Source organism: Klebsiella sp. CN_Kp091, assembly GCF_040065095.1.
In the GTDB taxonomy this organism is placed as follows: domain Bacteria; phylum Pseudomonadota; class Gammaproteobacteria; order Enterobacterales; family Enterobacteriaceae; genus Klebsiella; species Klebsiella aerogenes.
In genome coordinates, this window is the sequence record NZ_JBEAIO010000049.1 from 570884 (window position 1) to 586549 (window position 15666).

General features: G+C 55.4%; 16 protein-coding genes and 1 pseudogene. 6 read left to right on the forward strand and 11 right to left on the reverse strand.

What is annotated here, in order from left to right; translation table 11 throughout:
* Nucleotide 1 precedes the first annotated feature (1 nt).
* The 5 genes from ABLV17_RS23325 to ABLV17_RS23345 form a co-directional block, all read right to left on the reverse strand.
* Nucleotides 2-718 (reverse strand): ABC transporter ATP-binding protein, encoded by a 717-nt coding sequence (locus ABLV17_RS23325; RefSeq protein WP_348854703.1) that lies wholly within the window; start codon nt 716-718, stop codon nt 2-4.
* Nucleotides 718-1590 (reverse strand): ATP-binding cassette domain-containing protein, encoded by an 873-nt coding sequence (locus ABLV17_RS23330; RefSeq protein ID WP_348854704.1) that lies wholly within the window; start codon nt 1588-1590, stop codon nt 718-720. The genes ABLV17_RS23325 and ABLV17_RS23330 overlap by 1 nt, the downstream gene beginning before the upstream one ends.
* A complete protein-coding gene (gene livM, locus ABLV17_RS23335; protein WP_348854705.1) occupies nt 1587-2873 on the reverse strand; it encodes a high-affinity branched-chain amino acid ABC transporter permease LivM in 1287 nt (428 codons plus the stop codon). The genes ABLV17_RS23330 and livM overlap by 4 nt, the downstream gene beginning before the upstream one ends.
* 9 nt (nt 2874-2882) lie before the next feature.
* Complete coding sequence (locus ABLV17_RS23340) at nt 2883-3797, reverse strand: branched-chain amino acid ABC transporter permease (protein WP_032711708.1); 915 nt, start codon at nt 3795-3797, stop codon at nt 2883-2885.
* A gap of 111 nt (nt 3798-3908) precedes the next feature.
* Nucleotides 3909-5024, reverse strand: coding sequence for a branched-chain amino acid ABC transporter substrate-binding protein (locus tag ABLV17_RS23345; protein WP_015366474.1), 1116 nt, complete (start codon nt 5022-5024; stop codon nt 3909-3911).
* Nucleotides 5025-5585: 561 nt separating this feature from the next.
* Between ABLV17_RS23345 and ABLV17_RS23350 the strand changes: the two genes are divergently transcribed.
* Together ABLV17_RS23350 and ABLV17_RS23355 are read left to right on the forward strand one after the other, a co-directional pair.
* Nucleotides 5586-5864: a hypothetical protein gene (locus tag ABLV17_RS23350; protein ID WP_213316136.1), complete on the forward strand. Its 279-nt coding sequence runs from the start codon at nt 5586-5588 to the stop codon at nt 5862-5864.
* A 53-nt stretch (nt 5865-5917) separates the two neighbouring features.
* A complete protein-coding gene (locus tag ABLV17_RS23355) occupies nt 5918-6103 on the forward strand; it encodes a hypothetical protein (protein WP_045394141.1) in 186 nt (61 codons plus the stop codon).
* Nucleotides 6104-6115: 12 nt separating this feature from the next.
* On the opposite strand, the gene ABLV17_RS23360 is transcribed toward ABLV17_RS23355, so the two are convergent.
* Nucleotides 6116-6424, reverse strand: coding sequence for a monooxygenase (locus tag ABLV17_RS23360; RefSeq protein WP_348854706.1), 309 nt, complete (start codon nt 6422-6424; stop codon nt 6116-6118).
* A gap of 194 nt (nt 6425-6618) precedes the next feature.
* Here ABLV17_RS23360 and ppk2 point away from each other — a divergent pair, with 194 nt between their 5' ends.
* From ppk2 to ABLV17_RS23375, 3 genes and pseudogenes are all read left to right on the forward strand, one after another.
* Complete coding sequence (gene ppk2 / locus ABLV17_RS23365) at nt 6619-7437, forward strand: polyphosphate kinase 2 (RefSeq protein ID WP_348854708.1); 819 nt, start codon at nt 6619-6621, stop codon at nt 7435-7437.
* Nucleotides 7438-7624: 187 nt separating this feature from the next.
* A complete protein-coding gene (locus tag ABLV17_RS23370) occupies nt 7625-7810 on the forward strand; it encodes a hypothetical protein (RefSeq protein ID WP_213292526.1) in 186 nt (61 codons plus the stop codon).
* Nucleotides 7807-8122, forward strand: a pseudogene (locus ABLV17_RS23375) (CcdB family protein). The gene ABLV17_RS23370 and the pseudogene ABLV17_RS23375 overlap by 4 nt, the downstream one beginning before the upstream one ends.
* A 51-nt stretch (nt 8123-8173) precedes the next feature.
* Here the strand turns inward: ABLV17_RS23375 and fdnI are convergent.
* The 3 genes from fdnI to fdnG are packed head-to-tail and all read right to left on the reverse strand — an operon-like array spanning nt 8174 to nt 12766.
* Nucleotides 8174-8830: a formate dehydrogenase-N subunit gamma gene (gene fdnI / locus ABLV17_RS23380; RefSeq protein ID WP_113373307.1), complete on the reverse strand. Its 657-nt coding sequence runs from the start codon at nt 8828-8830 to the stop codon at nt 8174-8176.
* A complete protein-coding gene (gene fdxH / locus ABLV17_RS23385; RefSeq protein ID WP_015366463.1) occupies nt 8823-9707 on the reverse strand; it encodes a formate dehydrogenase subunit beta in 885 nt (294 codons plus the stop codon). The genes fdnI and fdxH overlap by 8 nt, the downstream gene beginning before the upstream one ends.
* Before the next feature lie 11 nt (nt 9708-9718).
* Complete coding sequence (gene fdnG, locus ABLV17_RS23390; protein WP_348854709.1) at nt 9719-12766, reverse strand: formate dehydrogenase-N subunit alpha; 3048 nt, start codon at nt 12764-12766, stop codon at nt 9719-9721.
* A 224-nt stretch (nt 12767-12990) separates the two neighbouring features.
* Here fdnG and yddG point away from each other — a divergent pair, with 224 nt between their 5' ends.
* Nucleotides 12991-13869 (forward strand): aromatic amino acid DMT transporter YddG, encoded by an 879-nt coding sequence (gene yddG / locus ABLV17_RS23395; RefSeq protein WP_113373304.1) that lies wholly within the window; start codon nt 12991-12993, stop codon nt 13867-13869.
* Here yddG and ABLV17_RS23400 read toward each other — a convergent pair.
* Together ABLV17_RS23400 and benC are read right to left on the reverse strand one after the other, a co-directional pair.
* Complete coding sequence (locus ABLV17_RS23400; RefSeq protein ID WP_213316404.1) at nt 13866-14639, reverse strand: 1,6-dihydroxycyclohexa-2,4-diene-1-carboxylate dehydrogenase; 774 nt, start codon at nt 14637-14639, stop codon at nt 13866-13868. The two genes, yddG and ABLV17_RS23400, sit on opposite strands and share 4 nt — an antisense overlap.
* 9 nt (nt 14640-14648) lie before the next feature.
* A complete protein-coding gene (gene benC, locus ABLV17_RS23405; protein ID WP_348854710.1) occupies nt 14649-15665 on the reverse strand; it encodes a benzoate 1,2-dioxygenase electron transfer component BenC in 1017 nt (338 codons plus the stop codon).
* Nucleotide 15666: the final 1 nt, after the last annotated feature.

Below are 15666 nucleotides of genomic sequence, written 5' to 3' on the forward strand. Positions count from 1 at the left end.
CTTAACCCATCCCCAGGTAAGCATTTCTGACTTCCGGGTTATCCAGCAACTCTGCGCCGCTACCGCTCAGACGTATTTCGCCGTTGACCAGCACATACGCGCGGTTAGCCAGTTTTAGCGCGTGGTACGCATTTTGCTCCACCAGTAGCAGCGTCATCCCCTGGGCGGTCAACTCGCGCAAGATGCTGAAAATTTGCTTCACCACCAGCGGCGCCAGACCCAGGCTCGGTTCATCTAATAGTAATAGCTTTGGCCGACTCATCAGCGCGCGGGCGATCGCCAGCATTTGCTGCTCGCCGCCGGAGAGCGTCATCGCCCGCTGCGCGCGACGCTCTTCCAGCCGTGGAAACAGCTGATACATCCGCGCTTTATCTTCATTCTGATAACGATTACCAATGGGAATAGTGCCCATCAGCAGGTTCTCTTCCACCGTCATATCGGCAAAAATGCGCCGTCCCTCCGGCGCCTGGGCAATACCGTGGGTGGCGATATAGTGCGTCGACTGGCGGCTAATATCATGTCCGCGATAGATAATACTGCCATCGGTAATCCGCGGCTGGCCGAAAATGGACATCAGCAGCGTGGATTTTCCGGCGCCGTTAGCGCCGATTAACGCCACCGTTTCGCCTTCATTGACCGTTAGCGATACCGACTTCAGCGCCTGAATTTGCCCGTAAAAAACATTAACCTCGCGAAATTCCAGCAACGGTTGGCTCATCAGGCGATCTCCTGTTCATCGGTACCAAGGTATGCGGCGATCACGCTCAGGTTGGATTGGATCTCAGCCGGGGTGCCATGAGCAATAACATCGCCGTGGTCGAGTACAATCACACGATCGGAGATTTCCATCACCATGCTCATATCATGTTCGATCAGCAGTATGGTGACGCCATGATGTTCTCGCAGAAAACGAACAATCCGGCTCAGGGCGCGCGTTTCCGCCGGATTGAGTCCGGCTGCGGGTTCGTCAAGACACAGTATTTCCGGCCCGGTACACATCGCGCGGGCGATCTCCAGTCGCCGCTGCTGGCCATAAGAGAGCGTTCCCGCCAGTCGATTGGCGCAGTCGACCATCTCCACCACTTCCAGCCAGTAAAAGGCCCGCTCTAATGCGCGGTTCTCCGCCTGCCGATAGCCTCGGGTATTCAGGATCCCGGCGATCAGATGGCGGTTGACCTGCATATGCTGGGCCACCATCAGATTTTCAATCACCGTCATTTCGCGAAACAAGCGGATGTTCTGGAAGGTACGCGCCAGCCCGGCGCGGTTGACCAGATGCGCGCCGCCGAACATTTTGTAGTACATCCGCCGCCCCAGGCGCGCGGGATGGAAAAAATCATCGGCATGCAGCTTCTGCCCGAGAACCTGAATCACATCGGTTATTCGTTGCCGGGCATTAAGCCGAATGGCACCGCCGCTGGCACGGTAAAATCCGGTCAGGCAATTGAACACCGTGGTCTTGCCCGCGCCGTTCGGGCCAATCAGGGCGGTGATCGATCCGCGTTCAACCTCGAGATTGACATCATTCAGCGCTTTAATCCCGCCAAAATGCATCATCAGATGCTCGACCTGCAATATTGCATCGCTCATGGCGCGACTCCTTTGCGGATTTCCACCCCGGTACGCCCGGTACGCACCAGCCCGCGCGGCCGCCAGATCATCATCAGGACCATCAGCACGCCAAAGAGCAGAACCCGGTATTCGTCAAAGCCACGCAGCAGCTCCGGCGTGACAGTCAGCACGAAAGCCGCCAGCACAACACCTAATGTCGAGCCCATGCCGCCTAATACCACGATAGCGAGAATCAGCGCCGACTCGAAAAAGGTAAACGACGTCGGGTTCACGAAGCCCTGATAAGTGGCGAAAAAGACCCCGGCGATGCCGGCCGTCGAGGCGCCGAGCATAAACGCGGACAGCTTAACCAGCACGTGATTCAGCCCCATCGCCCGGCAGGCGATTTCATCTTCCCGCAGCGCCTCCCAGGCACGTCCAATCGGCATTCGGGTCAGGCGGTGCTTTATCAGCAGCACCATCAGTACCACGATAAACAACACGGCATAGATAAAAATAAATTTAAGGTTGGGGTTGTAGGCGATATGCAGAAATTCATGAATCGGGGTGCCGCCCTCTTTGGCTCGCCGCGCAAACTCGAGGCCGAAAAGCGTTGGCGACGGCACCGAAACGCCGTTGGGGCCGCCGGTGAAACTTACCCAGTTGTTGAGCACCAGACGGATGATTTCGCCGAATCCCAAAGTCACAATAGCCAGGTAGTCGCCATGCATTCGTAAAACCGGAAAACCCAATAATGCCCCTGCCAGCGCCGCCATCACCGCCCCCAGCGGCAGCATTGCCCAGAACCCCAGGCCAAGATATTGATAGCCGAGCGCCAGGCCATAGGCGCCAATGGCGTAGAAGGCGACGTACCCCAAATCAAGTAACCCCGCGAGACCCACCACGATGTTTAATCCCAGCCCCAGCAGGACGTAGATAAGCCCGAGGATCGCCACGGTGAGCAGATACTTACTGGCCATTAACGGGAATGCGACAGCCACGATCGCCAGCAGCGGCAGGACAAAACGCAGCCGACTACGATAGCCAGGGGGGCGGACGAATACCCCCTGGTCGTTGCCTTCAAAACGTCCGACAAACCGCTTTCCCCTGCGGGTTTGCAAAAGCAGGCTGAGCAGCAGACGCCCCACCATTACCACCGCTACCAGCACGATGACGCGCTGTGGGGAAAGCGTAAAACTGTACCCCTTCAGCACGATCCCCACGATCGGGCCAAAGACTATCAGCGCGCATAAACCGGCCAGCACGCTATCGATAAGGCTGCGCTTGACGTCGATGCCGTCTAAACGGGAAATATCGGTCATATGCCCCCCTTAGACCTTGGCCACGACAGGACGGCCTAACAGCCCTTGCGGACGGAAAATCAGAATCGCCACCAGCAATGCGAACGAGAAGACATCCTTATAATCCGAGTTTACTAACCCGGCGAACTGCGCCTCGGCGACGCCCAGCAGCAGGCCGCCAAGCATCGCCCCCGGCAGCGAACCGATCCCGCCCAGTACCGCAGCGGTGAAGGCCTTAATGCCGATAATAAAACCGATATAAAAATCAAACGTGCCGTAATTCATGGTCACCAGTACCCCGGCGAGTCCCGCCATGGCCGCGCCAATCATAAATACCAGCGAGATCACCCGATCGGTGTTAATGCCGAGAATGGCCGCCATCCGCCGGTCCTGCTGGGTCGCGCGGCATACCCGCCCAAGCTGCGTATGGTTGATTATCCAGCTCAGCACCACCATGCCGACGAAAGCGGCGAGCAGAATGAAGATTTTGGTCCAGGTGATTTGCACCACGCCATCACCTACCGTAATCCGCAATACGCCGTGCATCAACGTCGGGATCCCCTGTTGATTAGGGCCCTGACTCAGTTGCACGTAGTTTTGTAAAATCAGCGACATGCCGATTGCCGAAATCAGCGGCGCCAGACGCGTTGAATTCCGTAGCGGCCGATAAGCAATGCGTTCGATGGCCCAGCCGTACACCCCGGTGACGATAATCGTAAACACCAGCGTGCCGAAAATAAGCAGCGGGAAAGAGTGAATACCGAAGTAGGCCAGCAGCGCCAGCCCGATAGCGCACAGGTAGGCTGAGACCATATATACCTCGCCGTGGGCGAAGTTAATCATACCAATGATGCCATAAACCATGGTGTAGCCAATGGCGATAAGCCCATATACCGCGCCAAGCGTTAAGCCATTGATCAGTTGTTGCAGAAAGAATGCCGCCATAGGAACCATCCTGCCAGTCAAGGTGCAGCAGACGCAGAGGCCTTAACGTCTGCTGCTTACGGTGGTACGACGCCCCTCTGATGAGGGCGTTATGCGCACTACAATCCCGGGTTACAGCTGATGATATTTGCCTTTATCATCCCATTGATAAACCACGTAATCCGATACTTTCAGGTCGCCTTTGCCGTCCCAGGCTTTTTTACCCATCACGGTATCGACGCTGTGGTTTTTCAACCATTCGCTGGCTTTGGCATTATCGGTACCGGCAGCGTTATAGGCGGCGGCGATAGCCTGGATTGAAGCATAGGCGTAAAGGGTATAGCCCTCCGGTTCAAAACCGCTGGCGCGGAATTTGTCGATCACCGCTTTACCTTCAGGAATGGTGCGCGGATCTTTACCGAAGGTCATTAACACGCCATTGGTAAACTGCGGCCCGCCCGCGGCGGTAACCAACTCTTCGGTCACCACGCAGTCGCCGGAGAAGAACTTAGCCTGGACGCCCTGCTCGCGCATCTGGCGCACCAGCGGGCCGGCTTCCGGATGGCAGCCGCCGAAATAAACCACATCCGGTTTCAGGGCGCCGATTTTGGTTACCAGGGCATTGAAATCTTTTTCCCCGCGGGATAGGCCTTCATACAACACCTCTTTCGTCCCGCGTTTAGCGAGCGCCGCGCGCGTCGCGTCGGCTAATCCCTGACCGTAGGTGTCTTTATCGTGAATGACGGCGATCTTCTTCGCCTTCAGCACATCCAGCATGTAGTTGGCGGCAATCACCCCTTGCTGGTCATCGCGCCCGCACATGCGGAACATATCTTTCATTCCGCGTTCGGTGATTTGCGGATTGGTGGAACCCGGCGTGATGGTCAGGATCCCGGCTTCGTCATAGACCTCGGAGGCGGGCATTGTCGAGGAAGAGCAGAAGTGGCCTACCACCGCCGAGACGCCGGAGTCGTCAACCAGGCGGTTAGCCACCGCCACCGCCTGCTTGGGTTCACAGGCATCATCGCCCTGCACCAGCACAATTTTTTCGCCTTTAATTCCCCCGGCGGCATTAATATCAGCCGCCGCCTGCGATGCCCCTTTCCAGTATTGGGCGCCATAGGTCGCATTCGGCCCGGTAAAGGGGCCGGCCACGCCAATCTTCACATCCGCCTGTGCGTAAAATGCCGCGCTCAAACAACCTGCTATTGCAAAATGCAGAGTCAACTTTTTAAGTTTTAAAGACATTCGGATAGTCCTCAGCGATATCGAACAGACGCCATAAACTGGCGCAGTAAAAACCACTTACAGCGTAACGTGCCAATGCTGGAATAAGCCGTAGCGGCTTCGGTAGATAAAGCAAAAAACCCGCCAGGAAGAGAGGTATCGCCAGATCGATTACTAATAGTCGCGTAGCGTGACCGCAATCGGTACCACCCGGCAATACGCCAGTCTTTACAGGTCAGGAGGTCTGTTGCCGTCACGTGGCCTGCCAGGAACGCTGGTGTCCATACCGACAGTGAGCTAAACATAGAACGACTTTAGCAACCTTGCGCACCGGGCTGGTGCAAAAGTGCGGAGATGATCAAAACTAGTGAAAATTTTGCTACATTAATGTGAAATTAACGATAAGGACACGGGGAATGCTCGGTAATACAAGTAGCTACCATAAAGAATTGCCGATGAATAGCAACTTTATACTAGCGGAGGGCGATTACGCTTTGAAACATTAACTTCTTTTACGTATTATCTTAAACCTTGCTCTTTTTACCTGCCGCCGTGGCGGGTTTCGTCTCATGGATGAAATTTATGACTTTAAAAAAATTAATTATTGTCGCCATCAGCGCGCTTTCTATTAACGCCAGCGCCTTCGCGGCGGGCAGTCTCGCCGACCAGTTACACTATACGCCGCCGGAACCGGCAGACCTTGCCGCTAATCCACAGACAGAATCGCCTGAATCGAAAACGGAACAACCAAAATTAGCGATGACTCCCGACGTTAATGCCTACACCTATTACAACGAAAAGGTGAATCCTGTCACCAATGATATTGACCGTATTGAACAAGGCGGCGTCGTCGAATTCTGATTTTTACCGGCGCATCGTGCGCGCCGGTAAACATTGACCACGGAGTATTCGCCATGATGAAGGATTATCTGATCATCGCCTGGATTACTATCGTCGCCTGCTGGCCCATTACGTTACCGGTGTTAGCCGTGGTCGCGGGAATACTATTTTATTCCCGCCATCGCGTGGCGGGTCTCGTTGTATCCGGGCTGTTTATCCTCGAAGCCGTGGCGGCATGGCAGTTTGAGCGCTATATGTAACCACGGTTTGTTTTAATTGAGCGGCCCGTGGTTAACCTGGCTGAGCGCTAAATTGACATCGAAAATCTTGTAGAACATCTCCTGCACACCAAATTGCTGCAGGCGGGCGGCGTGTTTTTTCGCATAAGCCTGCGCGCTTTGTTCATCTTCAAACAGATATATGCCACCGGCTTCCTGCGTAGCGCTATTCTCCGTCCAGATCTTCCAGATAAAACCGGGCTCGTGGTTAATAGATTGCGCGAGTTCGGCTAATTGCGTCGACATTTCATCGCCAAACGGGCCGCTAAAAGCAAAGTGCACTTGCAGAAGTTTATTCGACATACTCTCTCCCTGAATGATTTCAGTTAATTAACCAGCCTATCCTACCCGATTCCTGATTAAGCAGCAGTGAGTTGATGCGCTTAATGGCTATCTTGCGCCCTCCACTGGATGAGAAGTTTTCCGCCGCTTTGTCTGGCTCTGATTACACTTTAAACAGCGACCTGCCTTTCAGGCCACCACGCATGAGGACAGCCATGGGAAACAAGAAGAAAGCCGTTGCGCCCGTCATACCCGCCAAAACGGAGCCGTTAAGCGAGAAAGAATATCAGCAGGCATTGCGTAAACTGCACGTCGAGTTGGTCAAGCTACAGCGGTGGGTCGTGCATAAAGGGCTTAAGGTATGCATCGTATTCGAGGGACGCGATGGCGCCGGCAAAGGCGGCACCATCAAAGCGATGACCGAACGCGTCAGCCCACGGGTTTTCCGCGTTGTCGCCCTTCCCGCGCCAACCGAGCGCGAACGCAGCCAGCTCTATTTTCAGCGTTATATCAAACATCTTCCCGCCGCCGGCGAGATAGTGATTTTCGATCGCAGCTGGTACAACCGGGCCGGCGTTGAACGGGTGATGGGATTTTGTACCGAGGAGGAGGTGCAAAAATTCCTCGACGGCGCGCCAATGGTGGAGCGTGGGATGGTCGATTCCGGCATTATTTTACTGAAATACTGGCTGGAGGTGACGCCGCAGGAACAAGAACGGCGCCTGCGCGACCGTATTGATGACGGACGCAAAATCTGGAAACTATCGCCGATGGATATTAAATCTTTCAACCGCTGGGATGATTACACCGCAGCGCGCGATGCGATGTTTGCCGCCACCGATACCGCCTGGGCGCCGTGGTTTGTCGCCCGCTCGGAAGATAAAAAACGCGTACGCCTGAATATTATTACCCATCTGCTTTCGCAGATCCCCTACGAGGCTCTACCAACGGAACACATTACCTTACCGAAACGTAAAATTGGCAAAGTGAAACCGACCCATTTTCCTTTCCGGTTTATTCCTGAGAAGTTTTGAAAGAATAGCTTTATCACCTTTGCGCAGTATTACCCCTGCGCAAAGGATTATTACAATAAACGTTAATATTTCATCTGTTGCGTTGCTCTGGAACCCGGCTCGCAAAATAAATATTAAAATTACTGCTGAGGTTTATTTTTAAGTGAGTAAAGAGAATAATCACTGAACCACCAGCAAGGAGCCAACGATGAAAAGTAATACGCTACGTAAAAGATGTACTGACGTGCCAGCCCAGAAGGAGTCAGCGCAGACAGGAAAGGATTTACGAGAAACAGATAAGCAGCGCCAGCATAAGGAATTCATTGCCGCAATGAATGAATTTATTGCAAAAGCAGGTACTCTCACAGATGATGAGTTTTTCAGGGTGCTATGATGCTTAAACAATTCAATGTCTATCGAAATTATTCTGCGCAAACAAATAACACCCTGCCGTATTATATGATAGTGCAGAATGATTACGGCCACTAGAGTCATTATTCCTTTAATGCGGGCGCGACAGTTACCTCGTTGGCATCAGCATGTCGCCCCAAGGATAAATATAGAGTTTGACAGCTTTTTACTTTGTACGCCGATGATCAGTAATTTAAATAATAAACGAATCCAGCCACAGGCTTTCGTCTGTAATCTGAGTTGTGCGCGTCAGGGGGTCATTGATTCAATCGATACACTTATCACTAACTGCTGAATGCCGGGAGCCCGCCCCAATATCTTTGGAGCGGGTTTCCCCCGTAAAGGCTTACTTCATTCCCTCACGGCTCTCTTTTTGCGCTTCCAGGCGTTCGACATCGCGATACCAGCGCGGGTGATGTTTCTTCGCCCAACGGCGGCTGACCTTGCCTTCGATCATGCCTTTAATCGACCCTTTGACCCAGAATGCCATATACATATGGATGAGGATCGCGTGGATCAGGATAATCGCCGAAGTGGCGTGTATCAGCAGGCTGTAACGGATAACCGGTATCGGGAAATATTCCGCAAAATACGGGCGCCAGATAATCACCCCGGTCACCAGCAGCACAAAAATCATGCTCATAATGGTCCAGAACATCATCTTCTGCCCGGCGTTATATTTACCGACGCGCGCGACCTTATGTTCGTTGCCTTTCAGAACCTCCACGATGCCTTTCAGCCAGGGGATATCCTGTTTATCAGGGATATTGTGGTGGACAAAACGCACAAACATAAACATCAGCGCGACAAAAATCAGCACGCCGAAAAACGGATGCAGGATACGCCCCATCTGCGGGGTGCCGAAGGTTTCCGTCAACCATTGTAGCGTCGGGAAGAAAAACGAAATCCCCGACAGCGCCACCAGGAAGAAACAGATAACCACCGTCCAGTGACAGGCGCGGTCGATGAATTTGGTGCGCACTATCATTTTCGATTTACTCATCGTGTTCCTCCTCGTCATCGTCAACTTCCTTGTTCGGCCCGATACCAATGTAGTGATAAATCAGCCCAGCAAAGGTAGCGATAAAGCCCGCTGCCGACAGCGGTTTCAGCGCCCCCTTCCACAGATTGATACTGGTATCGATCTGCGGCGCTTTCGGCAGCTTGTGATACAGCTCCGGCTGGTCGGCATGATGCAGTACGTACATCACATGGGTGCCGCCAACGCCCTGCGGGTTGTAAATCCCGGCATTGGCATAACCGCGTTTTTTCAGCTTATCCACCCGCTCCTGCGCCACTTCCAGCATCTCTTTTTTCGTGCCGAAGTGGATAGCGCCGGTAGGACAGGTTTTCACGCAGGCCGGTTCCTGACCAACGCTGACCCGATCCACGCACAGCGTGCATTTATAGACCCGGTTATCCTCTTTATTGAGGCGCGGGATATTAAACGGGCACCCTGCTATGCAGTAACCGCAGCCGATGCAGTTTTCCTGCTGAAAATCGACAATGCCGTTGGCGTATTGAATGATCGCCCCGGCGGACGGGCAGGCTTTCAGGCAGCCCGGCTCTTCGCAGTGCATGCAGCCATCCTTGCGGATAAGCCACTCCAGCTTGCCGTTCTGTTCGGTCTCGCTAAAGCGCATTACCGTCCAGGATTTAGCGCTGAGGTCCGCCGGGTTGTCGTACACGCCGACGCAGTGCCCCACTTCATCACGAATGTCATTCCACTCGGAACAGGCCACCTGGCAGGCTTTACAGCCTACGCAGGAGGAGACATCGATAAGCTTGGCGACTTCCGCCTTATAGTCCCGCGCGCGTGGCGCGGGAGTTATCGGGTTGGTCGCGGAGCGTTTAATAATGTCTTGTGTTTCCATCGCCATTTAATCGCTCCTTACGCTTTCTCGATGTTGACCAGAAACGCCTTATACTCCGGCGTTTGCGAGTTGGAATCGCCGACATTAGGCGTCAGGGTGTTGGCGATATAGCCTTTACGGGCCACGCCTTCAAAGCCCCAGTGCAGCGGGATACCGACGGTTTCTACCTGCTGCCCGTTGACGTTCAGCGTGCGCAGTCGGCGGGTCACCACGGCAACCGCGCGAATAAACCCGCGCTTGCTGCTGACTTTCACCCAATCGCCGTTAACGATACCTTTGCTTTTCGCCAACCCTTCGCTGATTTCGACAAACTGTTCCGGCTGCGCAATTGCGTTAAGCAGCGCATGTTTGGTCCAGGTATGGAAGTGTTCGGTCAGACGATAGGTAGTACCGACATACGGGAACTTATCCTTCTTACCCAGGCGAAGGGCATCATCTTCATACAAACGCACCACCGGGCTTGAGACCACATTGGGGTGCAGCGGGTTGGTGCCAAGCGGCGTTTCCATCGGCTCGTAGTGTTCCGGGAACGGCCCTTCCGCCAGTTTATCGAGCGCAAACAGGCGCCCAAGCCCCTCTTGCTGCATAATAAACGGCCCGGTGTTGCTCCCCGGCGGCGCGGTATTGAAGTCCGGAATATCATTACCGACCCACTTACTGCCGTTCCACTGGATCAGCATCCGCTTCGCATCCCACGGCTTGCCGTTAATGTCAGCTGATGCGCGGTTATACAACACGCGGCGATTGAGCGGCCAGGCCCAGGCCCATCCCAGCGTATTGCCAAGCCCAGAAGGATCGGCGTTATCGCGATTCGCCATCTGGTTACCCTGCTCGGTCCAGCAGCCGGTGTAGATCCAGCAAGATGACGCGGTGCTGCCGTCATCGCGCAGTAACGCGAAGCTATTCAGCAACTGTCCTTTTTTCGCCAGCAGCACCCCATTGCCATCGTAGAGATCCGCCAGCGCGTAGCCGTTGTTCTCTTTTGCAACCTCTTCCGATTCCGGATGATCTGGCTGCTTATAGCTCCAGCTCATTTTCAGCAGCGGTTCCGCGCCCTTACCGCCTTCGCGACGGTACAGCTCACGTAGACGGTGATAGATCCCGGCAAGAATTTCGCCATCGTTGCGTGCTTCGCCCGGCGCGTCCTGGCCTTTCCAGTGCCACTGCAGCCAGCGACCGGAGTTGGCGATCGAGCCATCCTCTTCGGCAAAGCAGGTCGACGGCAGACGGAAGACTTCGGTCTGAATAGCCGACGGGTCGACATCATTAGACTCGCCGTGGTTCTGCCAGAAGGTCGAAGTTTCGGTCACCAGCGGGTCGATAACCACCATATATTTCAGCTTACTGAGGCTACGCACCACTTTGTTTTTGTCCGGGAAGGACGCAACCGGGTTGAAGCCCTGGCAGATATAGCCGGTGACGTTGCCGTTATCCATCATATTGAAGTACTTGATAACGTCGTAAGCCTGATCCCATTTCGGCAACCAGTTGAAGCCCCAGTAGTTCTCTTTCTGCGCCGCATCGCCGTAGAACGATTTCATCAGGCTGACGAAGAATTTCGGGTAGTTGCTCCAGTAGTTCACCTGGTCGGCCAGCGTCGCTTTCGGCGTGTTGGCGCTAAGATAACTTTGCAGATCGCTCTGTTTATCGGACGGCAGCGTCAAATAACCCGGCAGGCTGGTCGACAACAGGCCCAAATCGGTCAGCCCCTGAATATTGGAGTGTCCGCGCAGCGCGTTGACGCCGCCGCCTGCCATACCCATATTGCCGAGCAGCAGCTGGATCATCGCCATGGTGCGGATGTTCTGCGCGCCGACGGTGTGCTGCGTCCAGCCCAGCGCATACAGGAAGGTGGTGGTGCGATCCGCGACGCTGGTTGAAGCCAGTACCTCGCACACTTTGAGGAAGTCTTCTTTCGGCGTACCGCAGATATTTTCGACCACTTCCGGCGTGTAGCGGGAAACGTGCTGCTTGAGCAGATTCCACACGCAGCGCGGATGGGAGAGCGTTTCATCGCGTTTCGCGTAGCCATTTTCATCGAACTGGTAGTTCCAGGACGATTTATCATACTGGCGCTTTTCCGCATCGTAGCCGCTGAACAGGCCATCTTCGAAGGTAAAATCATCCCGTACCAGCAGGCTGGCATTGGTGTAATGCTTTACGTACTCGGCATTGATCTTATTATTTTCGATCAGGTAGCGCAGCACGCCCGACAGGAACGTAATGTCGGTACCGGAACGAATCGGCGCATAGATATCGGCCACCGACGCGGTACGCGTAAAGCGTGGGTCGACAACGATAAGCGTGGCATCGTTATTGTTCTTCGCTTCCATCGCCCAGCGGAATCCCACCGGATGCGCTTCCGCGGCGTTGCCGCCCATCACCATCACGACGTTAGCGTTTTTGATATCAACCCAGTGGTTGGTCATCGCACCGCGACCAAATGTTGGAGCAAGACTTGCTACCGTTGGTCCGTGTCAGACGCGCGCCTGGTTGTCTACCGCCAGCATGCCGAGCGAGCGCACAAATTTTTGCGTCAGCATGCCGGTCTCATTACTCGCCGCCGAGGCGCACAGCATCCCGGTGGAAAGCCAGCGGTTAACCGTCACGCCCTGCTCGTTCTTTTCAATAAAGTTGGCGTCGCGGTCGGCTTTCATCAGTTTGGCGATGCGGTTAAAAGCTTCATCCCAGGAGATGCGCTGCCATTTATCCGAGCCCGGAGCACGGTATTGCGGATAACGCAGGCGATTTTCGCTGTGGACGTAGTCCAGCAAACCGGCGCCTTTCGGGCACAGCGCGCCGCGGCTTACCGGATGATCCGGATCCCCTTCGATATGATAAATCGCTTCTTTGGCGTTTTTCGCGCCGTCGCCCAGGCTATACATTAATAGCCCGCAGCCCACGGAGCAGTAAGTGCAGGTGTTGCGGATCTCTTTTGCGCGCAGCAATTTGAAATTGCGTGCCTGAGCCAGCGCCATTTTTGGGGCGAAGCCCAGTGCGGCAGCTGTTGTTCCGGCCATACCGCCTGCGCAGATTTTAAAAAACTTTCTGCGGCTGACGTCCATTGATTCCTCCATGCAGGATGTGTGTTCATCGCGCGGAGGAAACTAACAGCAATGTCCCTTTTTTTATTGCGTCAAATCAAGGTCGCCAACGCTCGCCCCCTAAAGAGTCAGCGCTAGCGAGTTTGACTAACCCCAAAGAGTTATGCGCTACGGAAAAGATCGACCGCCGGGAGCGAAAAGATGTTATAAATTCTGGCTGCGTGTGAGTCACTATCAGGTTAAACATGGAAAAAAAGAGAGCGACGTCAATCGGCTTCGCCGCCATTATATTATGGAGCACGATGGTCGGTTTGATCCGCGGCGTCAGCGAAGGGCTAGGCGCTGTCGGCGGCGCGGCGATGATTTATAGCCTTAGCGGCCTGCTGCTCATTTTTACCGTCGGCTTTCCCAACCTGCGCCAAATCCCGCGCCGCTATCTGTTGGCCGGTAGCGTGCTGTTTGTTAGCTATGAGATCTGCCTCGCCCTGTCGCTGGGTTTCGCCGCCACCCGCCAGCAGGCCATTGAAGTGGGGATGGTCAATTACCTGTGGCCCAGCCTGACTATTTTATTCGCCATTCTTTTTAACGGTCAGAAAAGCAGCTGGCTGGTGATCCCCGGCTTACTACTGGCGCTGTTCGGCGTGAGCTGGGTGCTCGGCGGCGAGCACGGACTCAACCTCAGTGAAATTATCAATAACGTCATTTCGAGCCCGCTGAGCTACTTTCTGGCATTTATCGGCGCATTTATCTGGGCAGCCTACTGCACGGTGACCGCGAAGTATGCCAAAGGCAAAAATGGCATTACCCTCTTCGTCTTATTAACGGCGCTGACCCTGTGGCTGAAGTTTTTGGCCAGCACGCAGCCGCCGATGCAGTTTAGCTGGCCGGTAGTCATTAAGCTGATTACGGTCTCCGTGGCGCTGGGGCTGGCCTACGCGGCGTGGAACGTTGGCATCCTGCACGGCAACGTCAGCCTGCTGGCGGCGGCCTCGTACTTCACGCCGGTGCTCTCCTCCGCACTGGCGGCAGTACTGCTCAGCGCCGCGCTCTCATGGTCCTTCTGGCAGGGAGCCGGGATGGTGTGTCTCGGCTCCCTGCTCTGCTGGTATGCCACCCGCCGCTAGCCGAGATCGCCGCCCGCCACCGGTATCGTTACGCCGGTGATATAGCTGGCCTCATCGCTGGCGAGAAACAGGATCGCATTCGCCTGTTCCGCCAGCGTGCCGTAACGATGCATCAGGCTGCTCTCCACCGTCTGATCGACAACCTGCTGATACCACGCCTTTTCCTGCTCGCTCGGCTGCTCATCGTTGCGCGGCGTCAGGCGCGGCGGCGCCTCCGTGCCGCCCGGCGCGACGGCGTTAATCCGAATGCCGCTGCCGCTGTACTCCATAGCAATCGACCGGGTCAGCGCGTTAACGCCGCCTTTCGCCGCCGAGTATGGCACCCGGTTCACCCCTGCCGTCGCCACCGACGAGATATTGACGATGCTGCCTTTCCCCTGCTTCAGCATCCAAGGGAGCGCCGTGCGGCAGCCCCACAAGGTAGGGAACAGCGAACGGCGGATCTCTTTCTCAATTTGTTCTGGCTGATACTCGGCGAAAGGTCGCGCCCAGATGGTGCCGCCGACGTTGTTGATGAGCACGTCGAGCCGGCCGAAATGCGCGACCCCGGCGGCAAACGCCTGTTCGGTACTCTGCCACTGCTCAAGGTCAGCCTCCAGCGCCAGTACCTGGCTTCCGGCCTGGGCTAAAACGGCAGCCAGTTCGTGCACGTAAGGCGAGCGGTCAATCAGCAATAGGGCGGCGCCTTCAGTTGCCGCCTGTTCCGCGGTCTGGCGACCAATGCCCTGCGCCGCGCCGGTAATAGCGACGACTTTATCGGTAAAACGCATCATGCCTCCTTATGCCGCCGCGCTCTGGCTGGCGATAAATTTCTCATACCAGAACCCTGCCGGGGAAATTCCTCTTTCGCGCAGCGCCGTGGCGACCGCATTCACCATCGGCGGCGGTCCGCAAAGATAGATGTCGACGTCGCCGTTATTCAGCATGGCATCGTCAAGATGTTCAGTCACAAAGCCGCGCTGCGGGCAGGAACTGCTTTCATCCGCCACCACCGGCAGCCAGCGATACCCCGTAAGCTGTTGAGCAAAGGTGTCCAGCGCGTCGGTTTTCACCAGATCGCCGTCACGGGTCACCCCGTACAGTAGCGTTACCGGACGCTGACTACCCTGTGTCTGCAGGGTGTGTAACATGGACAGTAGCGGCGCCAGCCCGGTACCGCCCGCCAGCATGAGCAGCGGGCGTTCGCCGCTGCGCAAATAGAAGCTGCCCATGGGGCCGCTGAGGGTCAGGCGATCGCCGGGCCGCGCCTGCTGGGTTAACCACTGGCTCATCATGCCGCCAGGCACGTTACGAATCAGAAAACGCCCTTCGAGAGAACCCGGCAGCGAGCTGAATGAATAGGCGCGCACATGAGGCGTGCCCGGTACCTGAATGTTGATGTACTGCCCCGGTAGAAAAGCCATCGGCTCATCCAGCGCGACCACCAGTTCGATGGCGGTATCGGACAGTAAATTCACCTGTCGCACCTGCGCCCCGGTGTTGGTCAACGCGGTTTTACACTGCGCGGCGGCCACCGGCACATCGATCACACAATCGCTGGTCGGTACCATCTGGCAGGTCAGCACCTGGCGAGCCTGCGCTTCGTCATCGCTTAACGCCTCGTCGAGATAATCTTCACCCAGATCGTATTCACCGCTGGCGCAATGGCATTTGCAGGTGCCGCAAACGCCGTCCGAACAGTCCATCGGCAGGTTTACCTTCTGGCGATAGGCCGCATCCAGCACCTTCTCCCCGGCATGGCATTGAATAAAGCGGGTAATGCCGTCCTCGAAATTAAGAGCAATATTAAAAGTCATA

What these genes read in the sequence shown, in the direction of transcription:
- ABLV17_RS23325 (WP_348854703.1), bottom strand. Translation starts at nt 718, where the DNA reads ATGAGCCAACCGTTGCTGGAATTTCGCGAGGTTAATGTTTTTTACGGG.
- ABLV17_RS23330 (WP_348854704.1), bottom strand. Translation starts at nt 1,590, where the DNA reads ATGAGCGATGCAATATTGCAGGTCGAGCATCTGATGATGCATTTTGGC.
- livM (WP_348854705.1), bottom strand. Translation starts at nt 2,873, where the DNA reads ATGACCGATATTTCCCGTTTAGACGGCATCGACGTCAAGCGCAGCCTT.
- ABLV17_RS23340 (WP_032711708.1), bottom strand. Translation starts at nt 3,797, where the DNA reads ATGGCGGCATTCTTTCTGCAACAACTGATCAATGGCTTAACGCTTGGC.
- ABLV17_RS23345 (WP_015366474.1), bottom strand. Translation starts at nt 5,024, where the DNA reads ATGTCTTTAAAACTTAAAAAGTTGACTCTGCATTTTGCAATAGCAGGT.
- ABLV17_RS23350 (WP_213316136.1), top strand. Translation starts at nt 5,586, where the DNA reads ATGACTTTAAAAAAATTAATTATTGTCGCCATCAGCGCGCTTTCTATT.
- ABLV17_RS23355 (WP_045394141.1), top strand. Translation starts at nt 5,918, where the DNA reads ATGATGAAGGATTATCTGATCATCGCCTGGATTACTATCGTCGCCTGC.
- ABLV17_RS23360 (WP_348854706.1), bottom strand. Translation starts at nt 6,424, where the DNA reads ATGTCGAATAAACTTCTGCAAGTGCACTTTGCTTTTAGCGGCCCGTTT.
- ppk2 (WP_348854708.1), top strand. Translation starts at nt 6,619, where the DNA reads ATGGGAAACAAGAAGAAAGCCGTTGCGCCCGTCATACCCGCCAAAACG.
- ABLV17_RS23370 (WP_213292526.1), top strand. Translation starts at nt 7,625, where the DNA reads ATGAAAAGTAATACGCTACGTAAAAGATGTACTGACGTGCCAGCCCAG.
- fdnI (WP_113373307.1), bottom strand. Translation starts at nt 8,830, where the DNA reads ATGAGTAAATCGAAAATGATAGTGCGCACCAAATTCATCGACCGCGCC.
- fdxH (WP_015366463.1), bottom strand. Translation starts at nt 9,707, where the DNA reads ATGGCGATGGAAACACAAGACATTATTAAACGCTCCGCGACCAACCCG.
- yddG (WP_113373304.1), top strand. Translation starts at nt 12,991, where the DNA reads ATGGAAAAAAAGAGAGCGACGTCAATCGGCTTCGCCGCCATTATATTA.
- ABLV17_RS23400 (WP_213316404.1), bottom strand. Translation starts at nt 14,639, where the DNA reads ATGCGTTTTACCGATAAAGTCGTCGCTATTACCGGCGCGGCGCAGGGC.
- benC (WP_348854710.1), bottom strand. Translation starts at nt 15,665, where the DNA reads ATGACTTTTAATATTGCTCTTAATTTCGAGGACGGCATTACCCGCTTT.